This is a genomic window from Lacticaseibacillus suihuaensis, assembly GCF_054785075.1.
In genome coordinates this window covers 460220-481432 of record NZ_BAAGBJ010000001.1, presented here as the reverse complement: position 1 = coordinate 481432, position 21213 = coordinate 460220, and the positions used below count along the sequence as shown (strand labels likewise).

Annotated in this window: 26 protein-coding genes and 1 other annotated feature; of the genes, 23 read left to right on the top strand and 3 right to left on the bottom strand. The window is 62.5% G+C overall.

The genetic code is table 11. From position 1 onward, the window contains the following. The first annotated feature begins 9 nt into the window (after nucleotides 1–9). On the top strand, nucleotides 10–990 hold the full coding sequence (locus tag ACYVRZ_RS02215) for a serine hydrolase domain-containing protein (RefSeq protein WP_461224393.1): 981 nt from the start codon (nucleotides 10–12) through the stop codon (nucleotides 988–990). Between the two features lie 28 nt (nucleotides 991–1018). Continuing rightward, nucleotides 1019–2038, top strand: a complete 1020-nt coding sequence (gene manA / locus ACYVRZ_RS02210) for a mannose-6-phosphate isomerase, class I (protein WP_461224391.1) — start codon at nucleotides 1019–1021, stop codon at nucleotides 2036–2038. Nucleotides 2039–2098: 60 nt separating this feature from the next. Here the strand turns inward: manA and ACYVRZ_RS02205 are convergent, their stop codons facing one another. After that, nucleotides 2099–2221, bottom strand: coding sequence for a hypothetical protein (locus ACYVRZ_RS02205; RefSeq protein WP_262316270.1), 123 nt, complete (start codon nucleotides 2219–2221; stop codon nucleotides 2099–2101). Nucleotides 2222–2447: 226 nt separating this feature from the next. On the opposite strand from ACYVRZ_RS02205, the gene ACYVRZ_RS02200 reads away from it, so the two are divergent. Continuing rightward, complete coding sequence (locus ACYVRZ_RS02200) at nucleotides 2448–2681, top strand: cytochrome b5 domain-containing protein (RefSeq protein ID WP_262316269.1); 234 nt, start codon at nucleotides 2448–2450, stop codon at nucleotides 2679–2681. A gap of 93 nt (nucleotides 2682–2774) precedes the next feature. On the opposite strand, the gene ACYVRZ_RS02195 is transcribed toward ACYVRZ_RS02200, so the two are convergent. Next, nucleotides 2775–3008: a hypothetical protein gene (locus ACYVRZ_RS02195; protein WP_461224388.1), complete on the bottom strand. Its 234-nt coding sequence runs from the start codon at nucleotides 3006–3008 to the stop codon at nucleotides 2775–2777. Between the two features lie 156 nt (nucleotides 3009–3164). Further along, nucleotides 3165–3234, top strand: a sequence feature (ribosomal protein L21 leader region). 28 nt (nucleotides 3235–3262) lie between these two features. Here ACYVRZ_RS02195 and rplU point away from each other — a divergent pair. The 14 genes from rplU to recN all read left to right on the top strand — a co-directional run bounded on the left by rplU (nucleotide 3263) and on the right by recN (nucleotide 13527). Beyond that, on the top strand, nucleotides 3263–3574 hold the full coding sequence (rplU, locus tag ACYVRZ_RS02190; protein ID WP_262316267.1) for a 50S ribosomal protein L21: 312 nt from the start codon (nucleotides 3263–3265) through the stop codon (nucleotides 3572–3574). Nucleotides 3575–3588: 14 nt separating this feature from the next. Continuing rightward, nucleotides 3589–3930: a ribosomal-processing cysteine protease Prp gene (locus ACYVRZ_RS02185; RefSeq protein WP_461224387.1), complete on the top strand. Its 342-nt coding sequence runs from the start codon at nucleotides 3589–3591 to the stop codon at nucleotides 3928–3930. Nucleotides 3931–3962: 32 nt separating this feature from the next. Continuing rightward, nucleotides 3963–4253: a 50S ribosomal protein L27 gene (gene rpmA, locus ACYVRZ_RS02180; protein ID WP_225047541.1), complete on the top strand. Its 291-nt coding sequence runs from the start codon at nucleotides 3963–3965 to the stop codon at nucleotides 4251–4253. Between the two features lie 82 nt (nucleotides 4254–4335). Continuing rightward, nucleotides 4336–5406 carry a M24 family metallopeptidase gene (locus tag ACYVRZ_RS02175; protein WP_461224541.1) on the top strand — a complete coding sequence of 357 codons (1071 nt, stop codon included), beginning with the start codon at nucleotides 4336–4338 and terminating at the stop codon, nucleotides 5404–5406. A 151-nt stretch (nucleotides 5407–5557) separates the two neighbouring features. After that, the gene (gene efp, locus ACYVRZ_RS02170) at nucleotides 5558–6115 is read left to right on the top strand and encodes an elongation factor P (RefSeq protein WP_262316265.1); all 558 of its coding nucleotides are present in this window, start codon (nucleotides 5558–5560) and stop codon (nucleotides 6113–6115) included. Nucleotides 6116–6146: 31 nt separating this feature from the next. Continuing rightward, nucleotides 6147–6581, top strand: a complete 435-nt coding sequence (locus ACYVRZ_RS02165; RefSeq protein ID WP_461224385.1) for an Asp23/Gls24 family envelope stress response protein — start codon at nucleotides 6147–6149, stop codon at nucleotides 6579–6581. After that, nucleotides 6582–6989 (top strand): transcription antitermination factor NusB, encoded by a 408-nt coding sequence (gene nusB / locus ACYVRZ_RS02160; protein WP_262316263.1) that lies wholly within the window; start codon nucleotides 6582–6584, stop codon nucleotides 6987–6989. It abuts the gene before it with no gap. A gap of 208 nt (nucleotides 6990–7197) precedes the next feature. Beyond that, nucleotides 7198–8049 carry a bifunctional methylenetetrahydrofolate dehydrogenase/methenyltetrahydrofolate cyclohydrolase FolD gene (folD, locus tag ACYVRZ_RS02155; RefSeq protein ID WP_461224383.1) on the top strand — a complete coding sequence of 284 codons (852 nt, stop codon included), beginning with the start codon at nucleotides 7198–7200 and terminating at the stop codon, nucleotides 8047–8049. Beyond that, a complete protein-coding gene (gene xseA, locus ACYVRZ_RS02150) occupies nucleotides 8042–9400 on the top strand; it encodes an exodeoxyribonuclease VII large subunit (protein ID WP_461224382.1) in 1359 nt (452 codons plus the stop codon). Before folD ends, xseA begins: the two co-directional genes overlap by 8 nt. After that, nucleotides 9393–9617, top strand: coding sequence for an exodeoxyribonuclease VII small subunit (locus tag ACYVRZ_RS02145; protein WP_262316260.1), 225 nt, complete (start codon nucleotides 9393–9395; stop codon nucleotides 9615–9617). Before xseA ends, ACYVRZ_RS02145 begins: the two co-directional genes overlap by 8 nt. Continuing rightward, nucleotides 9610–10467: a polyprenyl synthetase family protein gene (locus tag ACYVRZ_RS02140; RefSeq protein ID WP_461224381.1), complete on the top strand. Its 858-nt coding sequence runs from the start codon at nucleotides 9610–9612 to the stop codon at nucleotides 10465–10467. Before ACYVRZ_RS02145 ends, ACYVRZ_RS02140 begins: the two co-directional genes overlap by 8 nt. 7 nt (nucleotides 10468–10474) lie before the next feature. Continuing rightward, a complete protein-coding gene (locus ACYVRZ_RS02135) occupies nucleotides 10475–11296 on the top strand; it encodes a TlyA family RNA methyltransferase (RefSeq protein WP_461224380.1) in 822 nt (273 codons plus the stop codon). A gap of 76 nt (nucleotides 11297–11372) precedes the next feature. Next, a complete protein-coding gene (locus ACYVRZ_RS02130) occupies nucleotides 11373–11825 on the top strand; it encodes an arginine repressor (protein ID WP_262316257.1) in 453 nt (150 codons plus the stop codon). Between the two features lies 1 nt (nucleotide 11826). Next, nucleotides 11827–13527, top strand: coding sequence for a DNA repair protein RecN (recN, locus tag ACYVRZ_RS02125; RefSeq protein ID WP_461224379.1), 1701 nt, complete (start codon nucleotides 11827–11829; stop codon nucleotides 13525–13527). A gap of 334 nt (nucleotides 13528–13861) precedes the next feature. Here recN and ACYVRZ_RS02120 read toward each other — a convergent pair whose 3' ends face one another. Continuing rightward, nucleotides 13862–14161 (bottom strand): hypothetical protein, encoded by a 300-nt coding sequence (locus ACYVRZ_RS02120; protein ID WP_461224378.1) that lies wholly within the window; start codon nucleotides 14159–14161, stop codon nucleotides 13862–13864. 171 nt (nucleotides 14162–14332) lie between these two features. Here ACYVRZ_RS02120 and gmk point away from each other — a divergent pair, with 171 nt between their 5' ends. The 6 genes from gmk (at nucleotide 14333) to rsmB (ending at nucleotide 21213) form a co-directional block, all read left to right on the top strand. Then, the gene (gmk, locus tag ACYVRZ_RS02115; protein ID WP_461224377.1) at nucleotides 14333–14941 is read left to right on the top strand and encodes a guanylate kinase; all 609 of its coding nucleotides are present in this window, start codon (nucleotides 14333–14335) and stop codon (nucleotides 14939–14941) included. 28 nt (nucleotides 14942–14969) lie between these two features. Beyond that, the gene (gene rpoZ / locus ACYVRZ_RS02110) at nucleotides 14970–15215 is read left to right on the top strand and encodes a DNA-directed RNA polymerase subunit omega (protein WP_262316254.1); all 246 of its coding nucleotides are present in this window, start codon (nucleotides 14970–14972) and stop codon (nucleotides 15213–15215) included. A gap of 101 nt (nucleotides 15216–15316) precedes the next feature. Next, the gene (coaBC, locus tag ACYVRZ_RS02105) at nucleotides 15317–16495 is read left to right on the top strand and encodes a bifunctional phosphopantothenoylcysteine decarboxylase/phosphopantothenate--cysteine ligase CoaBC (RefSeq protein WP_461224376.1); all 1179 of its coding nucleotides are present in this window, start codon (nucleotides 15317–15319) and stop codon (nucleotides 16493–16495) included. After that, nucleotides 16492–18885 (top strand): primosomal protein N', encoded by a 2394-nt coding sequence (priA, locus tag ACYVRZ_RS02100; RefSeq protein WP_461224375.1) that lies wholly within the window; start codon nucleotides 16492–16494, stop codon nucleotides 18883–18885. Before coaBC ends, priA begins: the two co-directional genes overlap by 4 nt. A gap of 59 nt (nucleotides 18886–18944) precedes the next feature. Then, a complete protein-coding gene (gene fmt / locus ACYVRZ_RS02095; RefSeq protein ID WP_461224374.1) occupies nucleotides 18945–19886 on the top strand; it encodes a methionyl-tRNA formyltransferase in 942 nt (313 codons plus the stop codon). Beyond that, nucleotides 19879–21213 (top strand): 16S rRNA (cytosine(967)-C(5))-methyltransferase RsmB, encoded by a 1335-nt coding sequence (gene rsmB, locus ACYVRZ_RS02090; protein WP_461224372.1) that lies wholly within the window; start codon nucleotides 19879–19881, stop codon nucleotides 21211–21213. The genes fmt and rsmB overlap by 8 nt, the downstream gene beginning before the upstream one ends.

The following is a 21213-nucleotide window of genomic DNA, read 5'->3' as shown; positions in this document are numbered from 1 at the left end:
AGTGATGACATGGAACCATTGACGATTCTTGCAAATAAACTTGCCGGTTGCACCCCAGGTTGGTCTGCGGCTTACATGCACGACGGCGTCAGCCAGCTGCAGGTGAGCGGGCAGCGCCAGCTGTGGCCGCACCCGGCGCCACTGCATTCCGGCAGCCTCTACGACCTGGCATCGTTGACCAAGGTGGTGGGGACCACCACGCTGTTCTTACAGGCGCTGGCGGCTGGTTCGGTGAGCCTGGATCAGCCGCTTTCCACGCTGCTGCCGGAGTTTGGCGCCCAGACGACATTTCGCCAGGCGTTGACGCACACCTCGGGGCTTGAGGGCTACATTCCCCACCGCGATGAGCTGGCGGCTGAGGCGTTACGCCAGGCGCTTTTGACGCAGCTGACGGTGACGCCCGAGTGCGACACCCAGGTGGTGTACCGTGACGTCAACCTGCTGTTGGTCGGCTGGGCGCTTGAGAAGCTGTACCTGGCGCCGATTCAGACGCTGATCACGCGGCGCGTCCTCAAGCCGCTGGGGCTTGACTCGGCGACGTTCACCCCGGCGGCCGAGCGGTGTGTGCCGACCAGCTATTCACCGGCGACGGGGCTGCGCCAAGGGGTGGTGCATGACCCGAAAAGCGCGATTTTGGGCTGTCACAGCGGGGCGGCCGGGCTGTTTGCCAGCCTCGAGGACCTGATGCGCTTTAGCGAGTTCGCGTTCGGCGTTCGCCAATCGGTGGCGTGGCCGGCGCCGTTCGGTCGTCTGGTGGCCGATTACACCAAGGCCGGGCTTGGCCGCAGCCTGGGGTGGGACCTGCGGCGCGATGCGGCCAAGCGCCTGTGGCTGTACCACACGGGTTACACCGGCACCTTTTGGCTGCTTCAGCCCAAGCTGCACCGAGCCCTGATTGTATTGAGCAACCGGGTTCACCCGCAGCCCAATGCCAGCTTCCTGGCGCGGCGGGACGAATTCGTGGCCGAGTTCCTGAAAGCGCAACATTGAGGCGGTCGTTATGTTAGAATGAAAGCGGATGAAAAGTCTAAAAACACGCATTTGCCTTCAAGGAGGAAGTATTTTGACTGAACCTATTTTTCTCGAACCTGTCTTTCACCACAAGATCTGGGGCGGCCGCAAACTCGAAACCGACTTCGGCTACCACCTGCCGGAAGGTAAAATCGGCGAGCTGTGGGCCATCTCGGCTCATCCCAACGGGCCGGATGTCATCGCCAACGGGCCGCTGAAGGGCACCACGCTGGACGTTGCGTGGCGGGATCACCAGGAATACTTCGGCCACCAAAAGAGCAAGGTCTTTCCACTGTTGACCAAGATTCTGGACGCCAACGACAGCCTGTCCGTCCAGGTTCACCCGGATGATGCCTACGCCGCCGCCCACGAGCGGCCCGGCGAGCTCGGCAAGACCGAGTGCTGGTACGTCATCTCCGCCGAGCCCGGCTCGTACCTGATCTACGGCCACCACGCCAAAACCCGCCAGGAGCTCGCCGACATGATTCACCAAGGCGACTGGGAGCACTTGCTGCGCAAGGTGCCGGTCAAAACCGGCGACTTCGTGTACGTGCCGAGTGGGACCATCCACGCGCTGAACAAGGGCATTATGGTGCTTGAGACCCAGCAAAGCTCCGATACGACCTACCGCCTGTACGATTACGACCGCACCGATGCGGAAGGCAACAAGCGTGAGCTGCACTTGGAACAAAGCATCGACACCACCACCGTGCCGAGCGTCGACCCGAAGCTTGACATCACGACGGCCAAGGTAGACGATGCGACCATCACGACCTTTGTGACCGCGCCGATTTCCAAGTTCTTCTCGGTTTACAAGATCGACCTGAACGGCAAGCTGAGCCAGACGCCAACGGCGCCTTACACCCTGGTGTCCGTGCTCGATGGTGCCGGCAGCATCGAGGCGGATGGCCAGTCCTACCCGTTGAAGAAGGGCGTTCACTTCATCATTCCTAACCAGATCAAGTCCTGGACCTTCAGCGGCAAGATGATGCTGATCACCTCGACGCCTGGGGCAGAGGAAGCTTAACCTGGAACGAGCAAAAACCCCCGGATCGCAATGATCCGGGGGTTTTTGTGGCACAAGGCATCAATTGTTCAGTTGTGCGACCGCCTGCTCGATGGTTCGGCCGGTCCCAGTGTGCTTTTGGTCACTGAGGTCGATCGCGATGAAGAGTTGGTTGGACGTGTCTAATTGAATCTTGTATTTCATGTATATTACCTCCATTCTTAGGGTACATGAATGGCCTTGAAACAATGTGATTATTCTACTTGTTATTAATAAGTTAGTCAAGCGTTATTGACTAAATAAGTCGAACTCAGACCTGCGACCGAGGCGGGTTCAGGCCTTAGGCGGGTGAGTGAATTCCTAGACAACAGGTGGCCAAACGGCTATGATTAGGTTGTTGACAACTTTGTTTTAGGAAGGAGAACTGACGATGACAGAGACATTCACAAAGGAGACGCTGGCCAAGTACAACGGGGTGGATGACCCCAAGAAGTACGTGGCGATCGATGGCGTCGTGTACGACTTGACCAACGTGCCGGCTTGGGCCGGTGAGAACCACCACGGCAACCACGCCGGCCAGGACTTGAGCGCGGTGATCGCACACGCCCCGCACGGCAAGTCGGTGTTGGCCAAGCTGCCGGTAGTCGGCAAGTACGTCGGCTAAAAAAACGCGCTGACAGCGTCAGCGCGTGGTATACTGAAGGTCCTTGGCAGGGGCAAGGCGGCGGTGATTGACGCCGCCTTTTTTCGTCTCGGGTTACTGCCGCCGCAGGAAGACGCGCAGCGCGGTGAGACCGCCGACAAGCGCGGCTAGCCACACCGCCAAGGCGATGGTCATGGTGCGGCCGGTCAGCTTGGCCGAAGCCGTGAGCACGACTGCGGCGACCAGTCCTGCCACCACGTAGCGCCACGGGGCGTGGAGCTTGGCCATCGCCATCACCGTCAGGCCGCCGGTCAGCACAAATATAAAAAGAACTATCAAGCCAGTCATTCGATTTCCCGCCTTCATCTTATCTGCAAGCCAGTATAGCGCAATGCGACAGGTGACGACAACCGCCAATGCCAGGCAGGGTCACCAGCCCCGTCGCACATTTTGCTTGCGTCGGCCAGGGGTCTTTGGTACAATCGATACGTTGTATTTGTCACCCCTCAACTGCAACCGCGCAACGCCGGGTTTCAAAGCTTAGCACCCGGCTTGGCGAGTCCTCAGGGGAAAAAGCCTACGGGCAACAGGAGGTGCACAAGATGTACGCAATTATCAAAACTGGCGGCAAGCAGTACAAGGCCGCGGTCGGCGAAGCACTTTACGTCGAGAAGCTCGATGTTGAAGAAGGCGCAACGGTGACCTTCGACCAGGTCATCCTGGTCGCAGGTGAAGGCGATGCCAAGATCGGCACGCCTACCATCGACGGTGCGACGGTCACTGGTAAGGTTGAGAAGCAAGGGCGCGAAAAGAAGGTTGTTACCTACAAGTACAAGCCTAAGAAGCACAGCCACCAGAAGAAGGGCCACCGTCAGCCTTACACGAAGGTCGTCATCGACGCAATCAACGCCTAATAGGAGTTGAGCCTATGATTCGTGCAACGTTTTTTCGCACCGCGGCCGGCACGTTCCAGCAGTTCACGCTGCAAGGACACGCCGACGCCGGTGATTACGGGCATGACATTGTATGCGCCGCGGTTTCGGCCGTGGCCATCGGTGCCGCCAACAGCATCGAGGTGATGGCCGGGTTCGACCCGGTCACGGCCGTCGACGCGGTCAACGGGGGTCACTTGACGGTGACCGTTCCCGCGGCCCTCAAGGATGAAAGCGCCCATGTGACGCAGATTCTGCTTGAGAGCCTGCTGTTGACCCTGACCCAGATTGAAGAGACTAATCCCGATCATATTCGCGTGAAGACGCACAACAGTTAAACCTAATTCAACATTCGGAGGTGTACAGACTTATGTTAAAGATGGACTTACAATTCTTCTCCCACCATAAGGGGGGCGGCTCCACTTCTAACGGCCGTAACTCTGCCGGTCGTCGTCTTGGTGCCAAGCGTGCCGATGGCCAGTTCGTTTTGGCCGGGAACATCTTGTACCGTCAGCGCGGTACGAAGATCCACCCAGGGACCAACGTTGGTCGCGGCGGCGATGACACGCTGTTTGCAACCACGGACGGCATCGTGAAATTCGAGCGTCTGGGTCGCGATCGCAAGCAAGTATCCGTTTATCCAGTCGAAAAAGCTGAATAACACGAAAATGCCCCGGTCACGGGGCGTTTTTTTTTGCTGAGGTGGCACGGTGAGTGAGAAAGGAATTGATGACATGACGACTCTGACACGTCTGGAACGGCTGCAACACAAGCTGGCGGAACACGATTTGGATGCGGTGTTGGTCACCAATGCGACCAATGTCACGTACCTGACGGGCTTCACCGGCGACGAAAGCGCCTTGCTGGTCAGCCGAACGCACAGCTACCTGATCACGGACTCGCGCTTCACCACTCAGGTGCAAGCCGAGGTCCACAATAGCGAGTTGGTGTTGCACCAGGCCGGGTTGTTCGCCAAGGCCGGCGAGCTGGCAGTCCGAGACGGCCTGCGGCGCGTGGGCTTTGAGGGTGAGATCCTGGTGTACGAGGACTTCAAGCGGCTACCGGCCCCGACGACCTGGGTGGCGACCCACAACTTCGTGGCGACGCTGCGCGAGGTCAAAGACGTTTCGGAGCTGGCCCTGATTCAAAAGGCGATTCAAATCGCCGAGGCCGGCTACCAGCACGTGCTGGCAACGATTCGGCCGGGCATGACCGAGGCCGCAGTCGCCTTGGACCTGGACTTTTTCATGCGCAAGCTGGGCGCGTCTGGGACCTCCTTTGAAACCATTGTCGCAAGCGGGGCCCGGTCGGCCATGCCGCACGGCGCCGCCACCGCCAAGGTGATCGAAGCAGGCGACGTGGTGACGCTGGATTGGGGCTGTGTCTACCAAGGCTACGTCTCAGACATCACCCGCACCTTTGCTGTCGGCGAGCCGGATCCGCGCATCAAGACCATTTACAAAGTGGTGGCCGCGGCCAACCGCGGCGTCGCCGAACTGATGGCCCCGGGTGTGACTGGGCGTGAGATCAACGACTTTGCCCATGGCTTCATCGACCGCGCCGGCTACGGTCAGTACTTCGGCCACGGCACCGGTCACGGCATCGGCCTCTCGATTCACGAAGGGCCCGGCGCTTGGGGCGTGTACAACGCGGTGCCACAGGTGGTCGGTAACGTCGAAACCGACGAGCCGGGCATTTACCTGCCTGGGGTCGGTGGGGTGCGAATCGAAGACGACCTGCTGATTACGCAAGACGGGGCTCGGGTGCTGACCACGCCGGCGCCGCCAGAAATTCTAGTCGTGAAGGTGAAGTAGTGCAAAAAACGCGAGGCGGTCCAGCGCTGAGTCCAAAGCTCGGCGTCAGTGAACGGGGACACCCATTATCGTGAGCCGGCCGGCGGTTGCGCCGGTTCGACAGTCTTGATATAGTAAAGTGGAGTTTACAAACGATAATGGAGGAACCATAATGATTTCTGTCAATGATTTTAAAAACGGCTTGACCATCGAAGTGGACGGCGGTCTCTGGCGGATCGTCGAGTTCCAGCACGTGAAGCCGGGGAAGGGTTCCGCGTTCGTGCGGTCGACCTTGAAGAACTTGCGGACCGGTGCGGTGCAGGAGAAGACCTTCCGTTCCACCGAAAAAGTGGAGAAGGCCCAGATCAACACCAAGACCATGCAGTACCTGTACGCAGACGGCGACAACTATGTCTTCATGGACATGGAGACTTACGAGCAGCTGTCTTTGCCAGGCGAAGAGATCCAAGAGGAGCTCAAGTACCTCAAGGAGAACATGGAGGTCAAGGTGATCATGCACGACCAAGAGACCTTGGGCGTTGAAGTGCCGAACACCGTCGACCTGACCGTCACCGCCACCGAACCCGGCGTTCGCGGCAACACCAGCAGCGGCGGCAGCAAGCCTGCGACGATGGAAACCGGCCTGGTGGTTCAGGTGCCGTTTTTCATCAACGAAGGCGATGTGCTGACCATCAACACGCAGGACGGCACCTACATTTCCCGCGCCTAGCCGCGTCGATCACAATTGAGGAGGATGCCTAATGGCTGAAGAAACAAATATCATACTTGCGAACCGCACGGATGCTCAAGGAACAATCGAGATTGTTCCGGAAGTTTTGGAGGTCATTTTGGGCATCGCCGCAGTCGGCGTCGACGGCGTGTACCAGATGCGCGGCAGCCTGACCAGCTCGATCAACGAGTGGTTCGGCCGCGCCAACCACGGCAAGGGTGTTGACCTGACCGTGGACGGGACGCAGCTGACCGCCGATGTCTACGTCTACTTGGACTACGGGGTTTCCGTGCCCAAGGTGGCGCTTGACATGCAGCAGACGCTGCGCGAGCAGCTTTTGTACATGACGGATCTGACGCTGGCCGCGGTGAACGTGCATGTGGTCGGGGTGGTGCCCGAAAAGGCCGCCCCGGTCGACCCTGAGAACCTATTTGCAGACGACGAAGAAACCGAGGATGACGATTAGATGCTAGGCAGACATGAATCACGGGAGGCGGCGTTTCAGGCGCTGTTCGCACTTGCGGGCAACCCGGACGCCGACCGCCAGGCGGTGTACGCCGATGTGCTGGACGAAGACGAGACCGCTTCCGCGTACATGATCGCGCTGATTGACGGCGTTTTGGCCCATTCCGCCGAACTGGACGCTGCCATCACCGGCAAGCTCAAGAAGGGCTGGACGCTCAGCCGCCTGACCAAGCCGGATCTGATTGTGCTACGGCTGGGCCTGTACGAGCTGCAGTACGAGCCGGAGCTGCCGGCCAAGGTTGCCGTCAACGAGGCGATCGAGCTGGCCAAGAAGTACAGCGATGAGTCGGCCGCGCGTTTCGTGAACGGCATTTTGGGGCATTTTGTGTCCAAGCCGGCCGAGGCGTGAACCAATAGTGTGATAGCAACGGGCCGTGTTTTCTCACGGTCCGTTGCTGTATGCGCTCGGCATTCTTAACGCCGGGTGAGAGTCTCTTGAGGATTGCGGGCTGAGGCTGGACGTCTTGACAGGCATCTTGTATGATGGCACCACGACCTGCACTGGGCAGGTCGCGGCCCGAGTTGGGTCCAGCAGCCGCACCCGATGGAGGAGAACAATGACTACAATCTTAGATGGAAAAAAAACCGCCAACGCCCTGATGACCGAGCTCAGCGCCACGGTTCAGTCGATGATTGCCCGTGGGGTGACGCCGGGGCTCGCCGTGGTGTTGGTCGGTGACGATCCGGCCAGCGCCATCTACGTTCGCAACAAGCAGCGCCGCGCCGAGTCGTTGGGCATCCGCTCGGTCAAACACGTGCTGCCGGCCAGCACCACCCAGGCCACGCTGCTTTCAATCATCGCCGACCTGAACCTTGACCCCGCCATCGACGGCATTTTAGTTCAGCTACCGCTGCCGGCGCAAATCGACGCCCAGGCGGTGATTGCGGCCATCGCGCCGGACAAGGACGTCGACGGCTTTCACCCGGTCAATATGGGGCGGCTGTGGACCCGCCAACCCGGTGTGGTCGCGTCGACGCCGCTTGGCATCATGGCGCTGCTTGACCACTACGGCATCTCAGTCGCCGGTCAACACGCCGTCATCGTCGGCCGCTCCAACATCGTGGGGCGGCCGCTGGCGGGGCTTTTGCTCAACCAAGACGCCACGGTCACCATCACGCACAGCAAGACGGCGAACCTGTTTGCGCTGACGCGCCAGGCTGACCTGTTGGTGGCGGCGCTGGGCCAAGCCGAGTTCATCACGGCAGATGCAGTCAAGCCCGGTGCCGTGGTGATCGACGTCGGCATGGACCGCAACGCGTCTGGCAAGCTGGTCGGCGACGTCGCCTTTGATCAGGTGGCGCCTTTGGCCAGCGCAATCACACCGGTGCCGGGCGGGGTGGGGCCGATGACCATCGCCGCGTTGATGATGCAAACCGTAACCTTAGCTAAGAGGCGATTAAATGAGTGAACCCGAGTACCTCAGCGTCAGCAGCCTCACCACCTACCTGCGGCGCAAGTTTGACCTTGATCCCTACCTGACGCGGGTCTTTTTGACCGGCGAGCTGAGCAACTTCCGCCTGCGCCCTGGTCACCAGTACTTCTCGCTGAAGGACGACCAGGCCAAAATCAGCGCGGTGATGTTCAAAGGCGCCTTTGCCAAGCTGAAGTTTCGCCCCGAGGAGGGGATGAAGGTTCGCGTGGTCGGCCATGTCACCTTGTACAACGCGTCTGGTCAGTACCAGATCGTAATCGAAAGCATGGAGCCGGACGGCGTCGGGGCCTTGTACCAGGCGCTGGAACAGCTCAAAACCAAGCTGGCCGCGGAGGGCCTGTTCAGCCGCAACCAGCGGCCGCTACCGCGCTTTCCGCGGCGGGTCGCGGTGATCACCAGCCCCAGCGGCGCGGTGATTCAAGACATTCGCACGACGGTGGCCCGGCGTTACCCAATCCTGCAGCTGGTGCTGTTTCCGGCGGTGGTTCAGGGCACAGCCGCGGCCGACGACCTGGTTCGTCAGCTGAAGCGGGTGCGGGAGCTGGGCGGCTTTGACGCATTGATCATTGGCCGCGGCGGCGGGTCGATCGAGGACCTCTGGCCGTTCAACGAGGAGGCCGTGGCCCGGGAGCTGGTCGCCATGCCGATGCCGATCGTCAGCTCGGTCGGGCACGAAACCGACACCACCATCGCCGATTTCATCGCCGACCACCGCGCGGCCACCCCGACGGCGGCCGCGGAGCTGGTGACGCCGGTGCCACTGGTCGACGCCTTGGCGCGGCTCGAAGAGGATCGGCTGCGCATTGTGACGGCGACCAAGGCGCTTTTGAGCGGCCAAGACGCCCAGCTCAAGCGCGTACGCGCCAGCGTCGTGCTGACGCAACCGGCGCGGCTCTACGATCAGTACGTGCAGCAGGTTGATCAGCTGAGCGGTCGGCTGGTGGCCAGCACCCAGCAGTTCTTGGCCGACCGGCGCCACCGGCTGGCGATGGCGAATGCCTTGCTTGCCCCGCAGGCGCTGACCACCCGGGTGGCGACTGCGGCCCAGCGACTGAGCCAAGACCAGGTTCGGCTGGGCCGCGCGATTCGCGCCTCAGTGGCGGCCGACCGGCAGCGGGTTGCCCAGGCCGCGGCGGCGCTGGATCACCTCAGTCCGCTCAAAATTTTGGGTCGCGGGTACAGTTACGCCACGGCCCCCGATGGCACCATGCTCAAGCACCGCCGCGACTTCACGGTCGGGCAAAAGGCCCAGCTGCACTTGCAAGACGGGGTCGTGCCGGTGCAGGTGCTTGCACCACAACAGGGAAAGGAAGACAACAATGGCTGAACCTACTTTTGAAGAGAATCTGACCCGCTTGGAACAGATTGTGGCAAGCCTCGAGCAGGGCCAAGTCCCGCTCGAAGCCGCGATGGATCAGTTCAAGACCGGCGTCAAGCTGAGTCAGCAGCTGGAAAAAACGCTCAAGGAGGCCGAGCAAACCGTGACCAAGATGGTCAAGGACGACGGCACCTTGGTTGACTTCGAGCCGGCCGATCATGCTTGAGCCCAAGACGCTGGGCTTCAAGGAACCGCTTGAGGCGGCCCTGGCCACGGCGCTGGCGCCGATTGCCAACACGCACCTGCAGGCGGCGATGCGCTACTCGGTTGACGCCGGGGGCAAGCGGCTGCGGCCGCTGCTGCTGCTGGCGGTGGTGGATAGCTTCGGCGGTTCGGTGAAGCAGGCCCTGCCGGCCGCGGCCGGGCTGGAGCTACTTCACACCTACTCGCTGATTCACGACGACTTACCGGCGATGGACAACGACGACCTGCGCCGCGGCCGACCGACCAGCCACAAGCGCTTCGGCACGGCCATGGCGATTCTGGCCGGCGACGGGCTGCAGGCGCAGGCCTTCGCGCAGGTCGCCGCGGTGACGGCCGCACCAGGTGTCGTGGTCCAGCTGCTCCAGGCGCTGGCCCAGGCGGCCGGTCCCTGCGGCATGGTGGCCGGGCAGGTGATGGACATGGACGGTGAGCACCACCGGCTCGACCTGGCGGCACTACGCCAGCTGCAGGCGCTCAAAACCGGGGCGTTGATTGAGGCGGCGGTTGCCATGGGCGGCCTGCTCGCCGGGGTCGCTGCGGCCGACGGCGCGGCGCTGCGGGCGTTTGCCGCGCATTTCGGGCTGGCCTTTCAGATCCAAGACGACGTTAACGACCGCACCAAGACCGCGGCCGAATTGGGCAAGACCCCGAACAAGGACCTGGCCGAGGCCAAGGCGACCTTCCCCAGCCTGCTGGGGCTTGCCGGGGCCCAGCAGGCACTGGCCCAAGAGGTGGCCGCGGCCCATGCGGCGCTTGGGCGACTGAGCCGGCCGGTGCCGCAGCTGGACGCTTTTCTGACGTATTTTGAGTGAGGTAACTGTGAAAAAAGAACGAGTAGATGTGCTGCTGGTCGAGCAGGGGCTGTTCCTGTCGCGCGAGCAGGCCAAGCGAGCCGTCATGGCTGGTGAGGTGTACGATCAAAACAATGAGCGGCTGGACAAGCCCGGCGTCAAAATCGACGGCGAGTCCGTCTTGCACGTCAAGGGTAAGGTGATGCCTTACGTCTCCCGCGGCGGGCTGAAGCTGGCCAAGGCGCTGGACGTATTTGGCCTCGACCTCAAGGGGCTCACGGTGCTTGACATCGGCGCCTCGACCGGCGGGTTCACCGACGTCGCGCTGCAGGCCGGCGCCAAGCTGAGCTACGCGCTGGACGTCGGCTACAACCAACTGGCCTGGAAGCTGCGCGAGGATCCGCGCGTTGAGGTGATGGAGCGGGTCAACTTCCGCTACAGCAAGCCGGAAGACTTCACCCAAGGCCCCGTCGAGTTTGCGATGACCGACGTGTCTTTCATCTCACTGAAGCTGATTTTGCCGCCGCTGCGGGCGATTCTGCAGCCCGGCGGTCACGCCGTCGCCTTGATCAAGCCCCAGTTTGAGGCCGGGCCGGCCAACGTCGGCAAGAAGGGCATCGTGCGTGACCCCGCGGTTCACAAGGCAGTGTTGACCATGATTGTCGACTTCGCACTGGCCGCTGGCTACAACGTCTTGGGCCTGGACTTCTCGCCAATCAAGGGCGGGGAGGGCAACATCGAGTTTCTGATTCACCTGCAAAACGCGCAGGTGCCGGGCGTTAAGGCGGCTGACGTCAGCGTGACCGACACGCTGGCCCGGGCCTACGCCGAGCTGCGGCCCGGCCACTGATGCATATCTATTCAGAATACTAGCGCGAATATGCAGAATGCGGTATGCTTTGGGTAACTTCGAAAGCAGGTGCGTTATGCAAAAAAGTGAACGTCAGGCCCACATCAGGCAGTTAGTCGAAACCAGCGTCATCGAGCGGCAGGGTGAGTTCGTCGAAAAGCTCAAGGCGCTGGGCATTCCGGTCACCCAGGCCACCATTTCCCGCGACATCAAGGAAATGCAGCTGGTCAAGGTGCCAGAGGCCAACGGCGCGTACCGCTACGCCTTGCCTAAGGAAATGCAGCTGGCGCCGCTGGACAAGCTCCGCCGCACCATGGTCGGGGCTTATTTGCGTGGCGACGTGCTGGACCGCTTCGTTCACCTCGTGATGACGCCGGGTACGGCGCCGGCGGTCGGCAACTTGATCGATCAGCTGGAGGATCCGCGGGTGTTTGCGACCATCGCCGGCGACGCGGCGATTCTGGTCATCTGCCGCACCGCGGCGGCGGCGCAGGCACTGTTGGCAGAACTGGACGAAATGGTGGGATAACATGTTACAGGAACTGGTCATCCATGATTTTGCAATCATCGATAAGCTCGAGCTGAGCTTTCAAACCGGCATGACCGCGCTGACCGGGGAAACCGGGGCCGGCAAGTCGATCATCATCGACGCGGTCAGTCTGCTCGCCGGTGGTCGCGGCAGCACCGACTTCGTGCGAACTGGCGCGGCTAAGGCGACGCTGCAGGGCCTGTTCGACGCGACCTCCAACCCACGCACGGCCTCCGTGATGGCCGCGTTCGGCCTGGTGCCCGACGACGGCACCGTGCTGTTGTCGCGCGACCTGTACGCGTCTGGACGCAACCTCTGCCGGGTCAACGGCGAGCTGGTCAACACCGCGACGCTACGTGCGATTGGCGAGACGCTGGTCGACATTCACGGCCAAAACGAGCACCAGCAGCTGATTCACCCCGAGTCGCACCTCGGGCTCTTGGACCAGTTCGCCGGCGACCCCGTCGCGGGGCTTTTGACCGCCTACAAGGCGGCCTATGCGACTTACCAAAAGGACCGCGCGGCGCTGTCGCGCAAGCAGCAAAACGAGCGGGAATGGGCCCAGCGCCTGGACATGCTGCGCTTTCAGGTCAACGAAATCACAACGGCGGCGCTTTCGCCCGATGAGGAGAACCAGCTGACCCAAGAGCGCGACCGCCTGGCCAACTACCAGCGCATCGCCGACGCGTTGAACGATGCCTACGCGCTGCTCAGCAACGAGGAGCAAAACCCGTTGGATCAGGTCGCCACGGCGATGACCGACATGCAGGGCATCGCCAAGCTTGACGAAGGCTTTGCGGCGATTAGCCAAAGCATCGAATCGGCCTACTACGCGCTGCAGGACGCGCAAGGCGAATTGTCGCGCCAGCTCGATCAGCTGGAGTGGGACGAAGGCCGGCTGGACGCGGTGGAAAAGCGGCTGGACCTGATCGCCCAGCTTGAGCGCAAGTACGGCGCCACGGTTGAGGCCGTGATTGCCTACGGTCAAAAGGCGGCCAAGGAGCTGGCCGCCATGGAGGCCACCGAGGCCGACGCCGAGGGGTTGGATCAGCGCGTCGCCGCGGAGAAGGCCGCGCTGGTTCAGGCCGCGGCCAAGCTGACAACGGCGCGGCAGGCGGCGGCCAAACGGCTGGTTGTGGCCATTCACCAGCAGCTGGCGGCACTGTACATGGCCAAGACGGTGTTTGAGGTTCACATCGAATCCGCCACAACGTTGCGCGACGACGGGCTGGATCAAGTCGAGTTTTACATCCAGACCAACCCCGGTGAAAGCGCCAAGCCGCTGGCCAAGATTGCCAGCGGCGGTGAGCTGTCGCGCATCATGTTGGCGCTCAAGACGATTTTTGCCGAAACCGACGGCGTCACCAGCATCATTTTCGATGAGGTCGACACCGGTGTCTCCGGCCGCGTCGCCCAGGCAATCGCCAACAAAATCAGCCAGATCGCCACGCACAGCCAGGTGCTGTGCATCAGCCACCTGCCGCAGGTGGCGGCGATGTCCGACCACGAATACGTGATCCAAAAGGCGGTTCACGGCGGTCGCACCAACACGACGGTCCAAAAACTTGACCATGCCGCCCGGGTCCAGGAAATCGCCCGGATGCTGGCCGGCGAGTCCGTCACTCACCTGGCCGTCGAACACGCCGAGGAGCTTTTGGCGATGGCGGCCGCAACCAAGGCGACGCTGCGCAAGCAGCAGTGAGCCAACCCAAATAGCCCCTGCGCAGCGATTGTTGCCACGCAGGAGCTTGATTGTGGCTCGCCAAGCGATGGTCAACAAAAGACGCACCAAACCCGCCGGTGGGAAGGATCCGACCGACGGGTTTGGTGCGTTGTGGTCTCGCGGGGGCTTAACGGCCGTGGTGGCCTGGCCACTGGCCTGGGGCGAGGGGCACCGCCGGGGGCCGGCTTGCGTGAGGTGGTGGCGCCTGCCACTGGATTGCCAACGCGAAAATGGGGTGCGGTGGTCGGCCACGGCCCCTAGCCCACGGTCGGCTTGGCGACTGAGCGGTGGCCAGGCACACCGAGGCGCAGGCTCATACCCGCTTGAGGTAGCGCAGCTGCGCAAGGGGTGCGACCCGCACGACGTTGCTGCGGTAACCCTGAATCAGCAGGCGGTCGCTGGCGAGGTGCCGGGTGACGTGGCCGATCATCGGCTGGTCTTCTCCCTGAAAGTACAAGGCGACCAGGTAGTGGCGAGCCTGGGCCTGCGCTGCGAAGTAGGCCAGCTGGCCGGCCGGCATCGCGCTGGCAGGGGTGTCGAGGTCGAAGAACTCCCGAGCGTTGTTGAGTAGGGTGAGGGTGACCGCTTGAAGCCGATGCGCTTTGTTTTCCATTGTGAGGACCTCCGAACGTTTGTTTGTGACCCCATTATACGAACAAACGTTCTAAAAGGCAAGCGGGGGCGGCAACTTTTTTTCGGCGGCGGCTGCGCGGGATTGCGGGTTGATATTTGCCGTGAAAACACGCATAATAGTCCTAATACAGTGAATGAAAGAGGTTAGAGCATGCATGAACGGGGAATGCTGATCGTCTTGTCCGGGCCGTCTGGTGTCGGCAAAGGGACGGTTCGGCAAGCCATGCTGGCAGGGGACTACCGGGATTTTCAGTACTCGGTCTCAATGACGACGCGCAACAAGCGCCCAGGCGAGCAGGACGGGGTCGATTACTACTTTCGCACCAAGGCCCAGTTCGAGCAGGAAATTGCGGATGGTCAGATGCTCGAGTATGCCAAGTACGTCGACAACTACTACGGCACACCGCTGAAGTACGTCAATCAGACGCTGGATTCCGGGCGTGACGTGCTACTTGAAATCGAGGTCAAAGGTGCCATGCAGGTGCGTGAGAAGTGCCCCGACGGCGTGTTCATCTTCCTGACCCCGCCCGACTTGATCGAGCTCAAGAACCGCCTGACCGGCCGTGGCACCGATTCGGCCGAGGTGATTGAAAAGCGCATCACCCAGGCGCGAGACGAGATTCAGATGATGGCCAACTACGATTACGCGGTGGTCAACGACGAGGTCCCAAAGGCGGTTCAGCGCATCGAACGCATCATCGAAAGCGAACACCTGCGGGTGCCGCGCGTGATCGATCGCTACAAGAACATGGTCAACTAACCCGGCGTTTTTGCCAAAGGAGATAGTCATGATTATTTACCCATCCATCGATAAGTTGCTGGCCAAGGTGCCGTCTCGCTACTCGCTGGCCGTGCTTGCGGCCAAGCGGGCCCATGAGCTCGAGACGCAAGGCAGCATTCGCATGCTGTCTGTCTACCGCTCGAAGAAAACCGTCGGCCAGGCGCTTGAGGAAGTCGCGGCCGGCGATGTGATCATCGATCCGGACTCCAAGCTGTTGGAGCGCGACGCGGAGAAGCTTGACCACGAAGCCTGATAGTCTTGCAACGGTCAATCCGAAGGGGTTGGCCGTTGTTTGCGTTTAGGCGGCGAAAGTTTTTGGTATAATGAACCCAAAAGCGCAAGGAGGAATTCGGGATGACCCAACACATCGGGGTGTTCGTCACCGGCGGCATCGCCGCCTACAAGGTGCCGGGCATCGTGCGGGATTTGATCAAGGCGGGGCACGAGGTTCGCGTGGCGATGACCCCAAGCGCCGCGGCCTTCGTGACGCCGACGACACTGGCGACCGTCAGCAAGGCGCGGGTTCTGACCGACGCCGACGCCGAGCAGAACCCGGAGCACGTGGCGCATGTCGCCTTGGCCCACTGGATGGACCTGGCGGTGGTGGTGCCGGCGACGGCCAACACGCTGGCGAAGCTCGCCTTTGGCCTGGCCGACAACGTGGTCACCACCACGCTGCTTGCATTCAACGGCCCCAAGCTCCTGGTGCCGGCGATGAACGATCAGATGTGGCAAAACCCGCAGACCCAGCAAAACATAGCCCACCTCAAGGCGCTGGGCTTTCGGGTGCTGCAGCCAGCCACTGGTTTTTTGGCCGAGGGGTACGCGGCGGTCGGGCGGATGCCCGAACCTAACGTGATTGCGGCGTTCATCGCTACCTACCAGCCTGAGGCCTTTTTGGCCGGCCGCACCGTGCTGGTCACGGCCGGTGGCACCCGCGAGCGGCTGGACCCGGTGCGGTATCTGACCAATGACTCCAGCGGCAAAATGGGGACCGCGCTGGCCAACGTGGCCGCGGCGGCCGGGGCCAAGGTCACCCTGATCACCGCCGCGACGCAGCCGGTGCTGCCTGACGTGACGGTGGTGCAGGTGGCAAGTGCCGCGCAGATGACCCAGGCGGTGCTTGCGGCCTTTGCCGAAAGCGACGTGGCGATCATGGCCGCGGCGGTGGCGGATTACCGTCCGGTTGCGGCAGCCGATCGCAAGCTCAAAAAAACCGGCGCCGCCGGCCTGAGCCTTGAGCTGACGCAGACGCAAGACATCCTGAAGACGCTGGGTACCACCAAGACGCACCAGCTGGTCGTCGGCTTTGCCGCCGAGACGGACCACTTGCTCAAAAACGCCCAGCAAAAGCTCGCCGCCAAACACGCGGATCTACTGGTGGCCAACCGGGTGGGGGCGGGCATTGGCTTCAACCAAGACGACAACCAGGTGACGCTGCTGGCGCCCAACCGTGAGCCCGAGGAGGTGCCGGCCGCCAGCAAGGTGGCCGTCGCCGCGGCCATTTTGTGCCGCATCGAGGCCGCCCTGTGACCGCCGTGGCCAAGGTGGTCGTCGACGTGCCGACGATGCAAACCGACCGGCCCTTCGACTACGCGATTCCAGCCGCCCTGGCCGATGCGATTCAGCCCGGCATGCGGGTGTGGGTCGGCTTTGGCCGCGGTAGTCGCCAGGTGGCCGGCATGGTGGTGGCCGTCGACAATGTCAGTGACTACACCGGCGAGCTCAAGCCGGTGCTTGCGGTGCTGGATTACGCGCCGGTGCTGAATGCGGCGGGGCTGGCCCTGTCCAAGTGGCTGGCCGACACCACCTTCGCCTTTTGGATTACTTGCATTCAGACGATGCTGCCGACGATGCTCAAGGTCGACACCATCAAGTCCGTGACACTTGGCCCCAAGCCGACGCCGGCGGCCGTCGCGCTGCTGGCAGGGGCCAACAGCCGGCCGGTCGCCGACCTGCCCGAGGCCGCGGTTGCCAGACTGATTCAGGCCGACGCACTGCGGGTGGACTACGCGGCCAAGGACCGCGCCAAGGTCAAAACCGCCGATTACATCGTCCCCCAGCCGCTCGACTGGGCCGCCGAAAAGGCCGGGCTGCGGCCCAACGCCGCTAAGCAGCACGAGCTGCTGGCGCTTTTAGAAGGCTGGCAGGCCCAAGGCGAACAGCCGGCCGCCGCCAGCGTCAAGCAGGTGACCCGAGCCCAGTTGGTGACCGCGGCCAAGCGCGGTTGGCTGACCCTGGAATCCCGCGAGGTCTACCGGGCCCCGTACGAGCAGCTCGACCACCGCGAAAAGACCGCGCCGCTGGCCTTGACGCCGGAGCAGGCTACGGTGGTGAAGACGGTGACCGCAGCGGTGGTTGCCCGCAAGCCCGAGACCTTCTTGCTTGAAGGGGTGACGGGCTCTGGGAAAACCGAGGTCTACCTGCAGGTGATGGCCGCCGCCTTAAAGCGCGGCCAAAACGCGATGATGCTGGTGCCCGAAATTGCGCTGACCCCGCAGATGGTTCACCGCGTCAAGGGGCGTTTTGGCGCGACCGTGGCGGTGATGCACAGCGGCCTGTCGGATGGCGAGAAGTTCGACGAGTGGCGGCGCATCCAGCGCGGTGAGGCCAAGGTGGTGGTCGGTGCCAGAAGCGCCGCGTTCGCGCCCTTGACCAACATCGGGGTGTTCATCATCGACGAGGAGCACGAGTCAAGCTATAAGCAAGACGACGCGCCGCGCTACCACGCCCGAGACGTGATCTTGCACCGCGCTGTGCTCGCCCACGCGCCGGTGGTGCTGGGGTCGGCCACGCCGAGCCTGGAGTCACGGGCCCGGGCGGCCAAGCACGTCTACACCCGGCTGGTGCTACCGCACCGCATCAACCAGCGGCCACTGCCGCCGGTTCATGTGATCGACATGCGCCAGGCCATGCAGCAAGGCGGCCAGGGCGATTTTTCCAAGCCCCTGCTGGCGGCCTTGCAGGCGCGGCTTGCGCGGCACGAGCAAAGCGTGCTGATGCTCAACCGCCGCGGCTACTCGAGCTTTGTGATGTGTCGCGAGTGCGGCTTTGTCGTGCAGTGTCCCAACTGCGACATCAGCCTGACGCTACACATGGACACCCACACGCTGCGCTGCCACTACTGCGGCCATGAGGAGCCCATCCCCACGCGCTGCCCGAGCTGCGGCTCCAACAAGATTCGCTACTACGGCACCGGCACCCAAAAGGTCGAGCAGGCACTCCACGAGCTGCTGCCGACGGCGCGGGTGCTGCGCATGGACGTCGACACCACCCGCAAAAAAGGCGGCCACGAGCGCATTTTGAACGCGTTTGGCCAAGGCGAGGCCGACATTTTGCTGGGAACGCAGATGATTGCCAAGGGCCTGGACTTCCCCAACGTCACGCTGGTGGGGGTGATCAACGCGGATACCGGGCTTTCGATGCCCGACTTTCGCGCCGCGGAACGCACATTCCAGCTGCTGACGCAGGTCTCGGGCCGCGCCGGGCGAGCCGATAAGGCCGGTGAGGTGTTCATCCAGACCTACAACCCGGATCACTACGCCATTCAATACGCGCAAAACCATGACTACGAGGGCTTTTTTGCCCAGGAAATGGCGATTCGCCACCGCGGGAACTACCCGCCGTACTACTTCACCATCAAGCTGACCGTCAGCCACCAAGACGAGAACCAGGCGGCCAAGGCTATTTACAGCCTGGCTGCCCAGCTGCAGCGGGTGCTGAGCCCCAGCGCGATTGTGCTGGGGCCGTCGCCAGCGGCCATCGCCCGGCTGAAAAATCGCTACATCTACCAGCTAGTGGTGAAGTACAAGCGGGAGCCTAAGCTGGCTGAGACGCTGGCCGCGGTGCTGGATCAGACGCAAAAAAGCACCCGCAACGGCTTTTTCGTGGCCATCGACAGAGAGCCCCAAAGCTTTTTGTGAGCGCGACATCAAGACTGAAAGGAAACGTGCGGCCGCACTTGGGCCGCACAGTAAAACACATGACATCGATTATTTTCTTAGGCACCCCTGACTTCGCGGTGCCGATTCTTCAGGCCGTGGCCCAAAGCTACGACGTGGTGGCCGTGATGACCCAACCGGATCGGCTGGTCGGCCGCAAGCAGGTGCTGCACCAGTCGCCGGTCAAGCAGGCGGCCGTGGCCCTGAATATTCCGGTGCTGCAGCCGGAGAAGCTGTCCGGCTCGCCGGAGCTTGAGCAGGCGATTGCGCTTGCGCCGGATCTGATCATCACGGCGGCTTACGGGCAGTTTTTGCCGACGCGCTTCTTGAACGCGGCCAAGATTGCCGCCGTCAACGTTCACGGCTCACTGTTGCCCAAGTACCGCGGTGGGGCGCCGATTCAGTACAGCATCATCAACGGCGACGCCGAAACGGGGGTGACCATCATCGAGATGGTCAAGCAGATGGACGCCGGCGGCATGTACGCGCAGGCCAAGCTGCCACTGACCCGGGCCGACGACACCGGCACCGCCTTTGCCAAGCTCAGTGAGCTGGGCCGTGACCTGTTGATGCAGACGCTGCCGGCGCTCATCGCCGGCACCGCCCAAAAGGTACCCCAAGACCCGGCCCTTGTGACGTTCTCGCCGACCATCAAGAAGGAAGAGGAACACCTGGACATCACGCTTCCCGCCACTCAGCTGGACAACTGGGTGCGGGGCTTGCGGCCGGCCGTCGGGGGTTGGGTGACGCTCAACGGCGAACGCACCAAGCTCTGGGCGATCACGCCGCAAGCGGCGCCGACCACGGCGGCGCCGGGGACGGTGATCGCCCGAACCAAAAAGACTCTGGTGATTGCCGCCGGGGCCAACACCAGCTTTGCCGTCGACGTGATTCAGCCGGCCGGCAAGGCTCAGCAGCCGATCGCCGCGTTTTTGAACGGGGCCGGTCGGACCATCCAAGAAGGAGACCTGATCATTGCGTAACGACCCTCGCACGCTGGCCGTGCAGATTCTGACCAAAGTGAAAACCCAACACAGCTACGCCAACCTGGCGCTGGACGCGACGCTGAACCAGGCGCGGCTCGATCCGCGCGACGCGGCGCTTGCCACGACCCTGGTTTACGGCGTGATTCAACACCAGCTGACGCTTGACTTCGACTTGGCACCGTTCATCGGCGCCAAGAAGCTCGATGCCTGGGTGGTGGCGCTGCTTGAGACCGCGGTGTATCAGATGCATTACCTGGACAAGATTCCGGACCGGGCGATTTTTTACGAATCAACGCGTATCGCCAAGCAGCTGGGCCACGTCGGCATCGCCAAGTTGGTGACGGCGGTCCTGCGCAACATTCAACGCACCGGGCTGCCGGATCCCGCGACCATCAAAGACCCCACCGAGCGGTTGAGCGTCACCTACAGTGTCCCGACGTGGCTGGTGGCCAAGCTGCAACAGCAGCTCGGTGCCACCAAGTGCGAATCGATTCTGGCGGCGATTAACCAGCCGCCGGCGGCCAGCCTGCGGGTCAACACCACCAAGGGGACGCGAGCGGAACTGTTGGCCCAGCTGGCCGATCGCTTCCCAGAGGTTGCACCCAGTGAGCTGTCGCCGGACGGGATCGTGGCACCTGGCGGCCACTTCGCCGGGCTGCCGGAGTTTGCCGTCGGCGCCTTCACCCTTCAGGATGAAAGCTCGATGCTGGTGGCCCCAAGCCTCGCGCTTCGCCCAGGCGACCGGGTGCTTGACGCCTGCGCCGCCCCCGGCGGCAAAACCACCCACATCGCCCAGTTCCTAGACCCGGCGGTTGGCGGGGCGGTTGTTGCCCTTGACCTGCACCCGCACAAGGTTCGCCTGATTGAGCAAAACGCTAAGCGGCTGGGGGTGGCCGACCGGGTTCACGCCCAGGCGATGGACGCCCGGCAGGCTGCTGATGTGTTTGAGCCGGCCAGCTTTGACCGGGTGCTGGTCGACGCGCCTTGCTCGGGGCTGGGGCTCTTGCGCCGCAAGCCGGAGATCCGCTACGGCAAGACGCCTTCAGACCTTGAGAATTTGCCAAAGATTCAGCTGAGCCTGCTTGAGGCGGTGGCCCCTCTGGTAAAATCAACGGGAAGGCTGACCTACTCGACCTGCACCATGGTCCAAGAGGAGAACCAAGACGTCGTCGCCGCCTTTTTGGCTAAGCACCCGGAATTCCGCCAAGTGGCGGTGCCGACCGCCCAGCCCCTGACGCGGGTTCACGGGGCCCCGGCGCTGCAGGTGTTCCCGGATGACTACGGCACCGACGGCTTTTTCATCGCGAGCCTGGAACGCATCTGA

Excerpts from the sequence above, each read along its gene's own strand:
- ACYVRZ_RS02215 (WP_461224393.1), top strand. The coding sequence starts at position 10 with ATGGAACCATTGACGATTCTTGCAAATAAACTTGCCGGTTGCACCCCA.
- manA (WP_461224391.1), top strand. The coding sequence starts at position 1,019 with ATGAAAAGTCTAAAAACACGCATTTGCCTTCAAGGAGGAAGTATTTTG.
- ACYVRZ_RS02205 (WP_262316270.1), bottom strand. The coding sequence starts at position 2,221 with ATGAAATACAAGATTCAATTAGACACGTCCAACCAACTCTTCATCGCG.
- ACYVRZ_RS02200 (WP_262316269.1), top strand. The coding sequence starts at position 2,448 with ATGACAGAGACATTCACAAAGGAGACGCTGGCCAAGTACAACGGGGTG.
- ACYVRZ_RS02195 (WP_461224388.1), bottom strand. The coding sequence starts at position 3,008 with ATGACTGGCTTGATAGTTCTTTTTATATTTGTGCTGACCGGCGGCCTG.
- rplU (WP_262316267.1), top strand. The coding sequence starts at position 3,263 with ATGTACGCAATTATCAAAACTGGCGGCAAGCAGTACAAGGCCGCGGTC.
- ACYVRZ_RS02185 (WP_461224387.1), top strand. The coding sequence starts at position 3,589 with ATGATTCGTGCAACGTTTTTTCGCACCGCGGCCGGCACGTTCCAGCAG.
- rpmA (WP_225047541.1), top strand. The coding sequence starts at position 3,963 with ATGTTAAAGATGGACTTACAATTCTTCTCCCACCATAAGGGGGGCGGC.
- efp (WP_262316265.1), top strand. The coding sequence starts at position 5,558 with ATGATTTCTGTCAATGATTTTAAAAACGGCTTGACCATCGAAGTGGAC.
- ACYVRZ_RS02165 (WP_461224385.1), top strand. The coding sequence starts at position 6,147 with ATGGCTGAAGAAACAAATATCATACTTGCGAACCGCACGGATGCTCAA.
- nusB (WP_262316263.1), top strand. The coding sequence starts at position 6,582 with ATGCTAGGCAGACATGAATCACGGGAGGCGGCGTTTCAGGCGCTGTTC.
- folD (WP_461224383.1), top strand. The coding sequence starts at position 7,198 with ATGACTACAATCTTAGATGGAAAAAAAACCGCCAACGCCCTGATGACC.
- xseA (WP_461224382.1), top strand. The coding sequence starts at position 8,042 with ATGAGTGAACCCGAGTACCTCAGCGTCAGCAGCCTCACCACCTACCTG.
- ACYVRZ_RS02145 (WP_262316260.1), top strand. The coding sequence starts at position 9,393 with ATGGCTGAACCTACTTTTGAAGAGAATCTGACCCGCTTGGAACAGATT.
- ACYVRZ_RS02140 (WP_461224381.1), top strand. The coding sequence starts at position 9,610 with ATGCTTGAGCCCAAGACGCTGGGCTTCAAGGAACCGCTTGAGGCGGCC.
- ACYVRZ_RS02130 (WP_262316257.1), top strand. The coding sequence starts at position 11,373 with ATGCAAAAAAGTGAACGTCAGGCCCACATCAGGCAGTTAGTCGAAACC.
- recN (WP_461224379.1), top strand. The coding sequence starts at position 11,827 with ATGTTACAGGAACTGGTCATCCATGATTTTGCAATCATCGATAAGCTC.
- ACYVRZ_RS02120 (WP_461224378.1), bottom strand. The coding sequence starts at position 14,161 with ATGGAAAACAAAGCGCATCGGCTTCAAGCGGTCACCCTCACCCTACTC.
- gmk (WP_461224377.1), top strand. The coding sequence starts at position 14,333 with ATGCATGAACGGGGAATGCTGATCGTCTTGTCCGGGCCGTCTGGTGTC.
- rpoZ (WP_262316254.1), top strand. The coding sequence starts at position 14,970 with ATGATTATTTACCCATCCATCGATAAGTTGCTGGCCAAGGTGCCGTCT.
- coaBC (WP_461224376.1), top strand. The coding sequence starts at position 15,317 with ATGACCCAACACATCGGGGTGTTCGTCACCGGCGGCATCGCCGCCTAC.
- fmt (WP_461224374.1), top strand. The coding sequence starts at position 18,945 with ATGACATCGATTATTTTCTTAGGCACCCCTGACTTCGCGGTGCCGATT.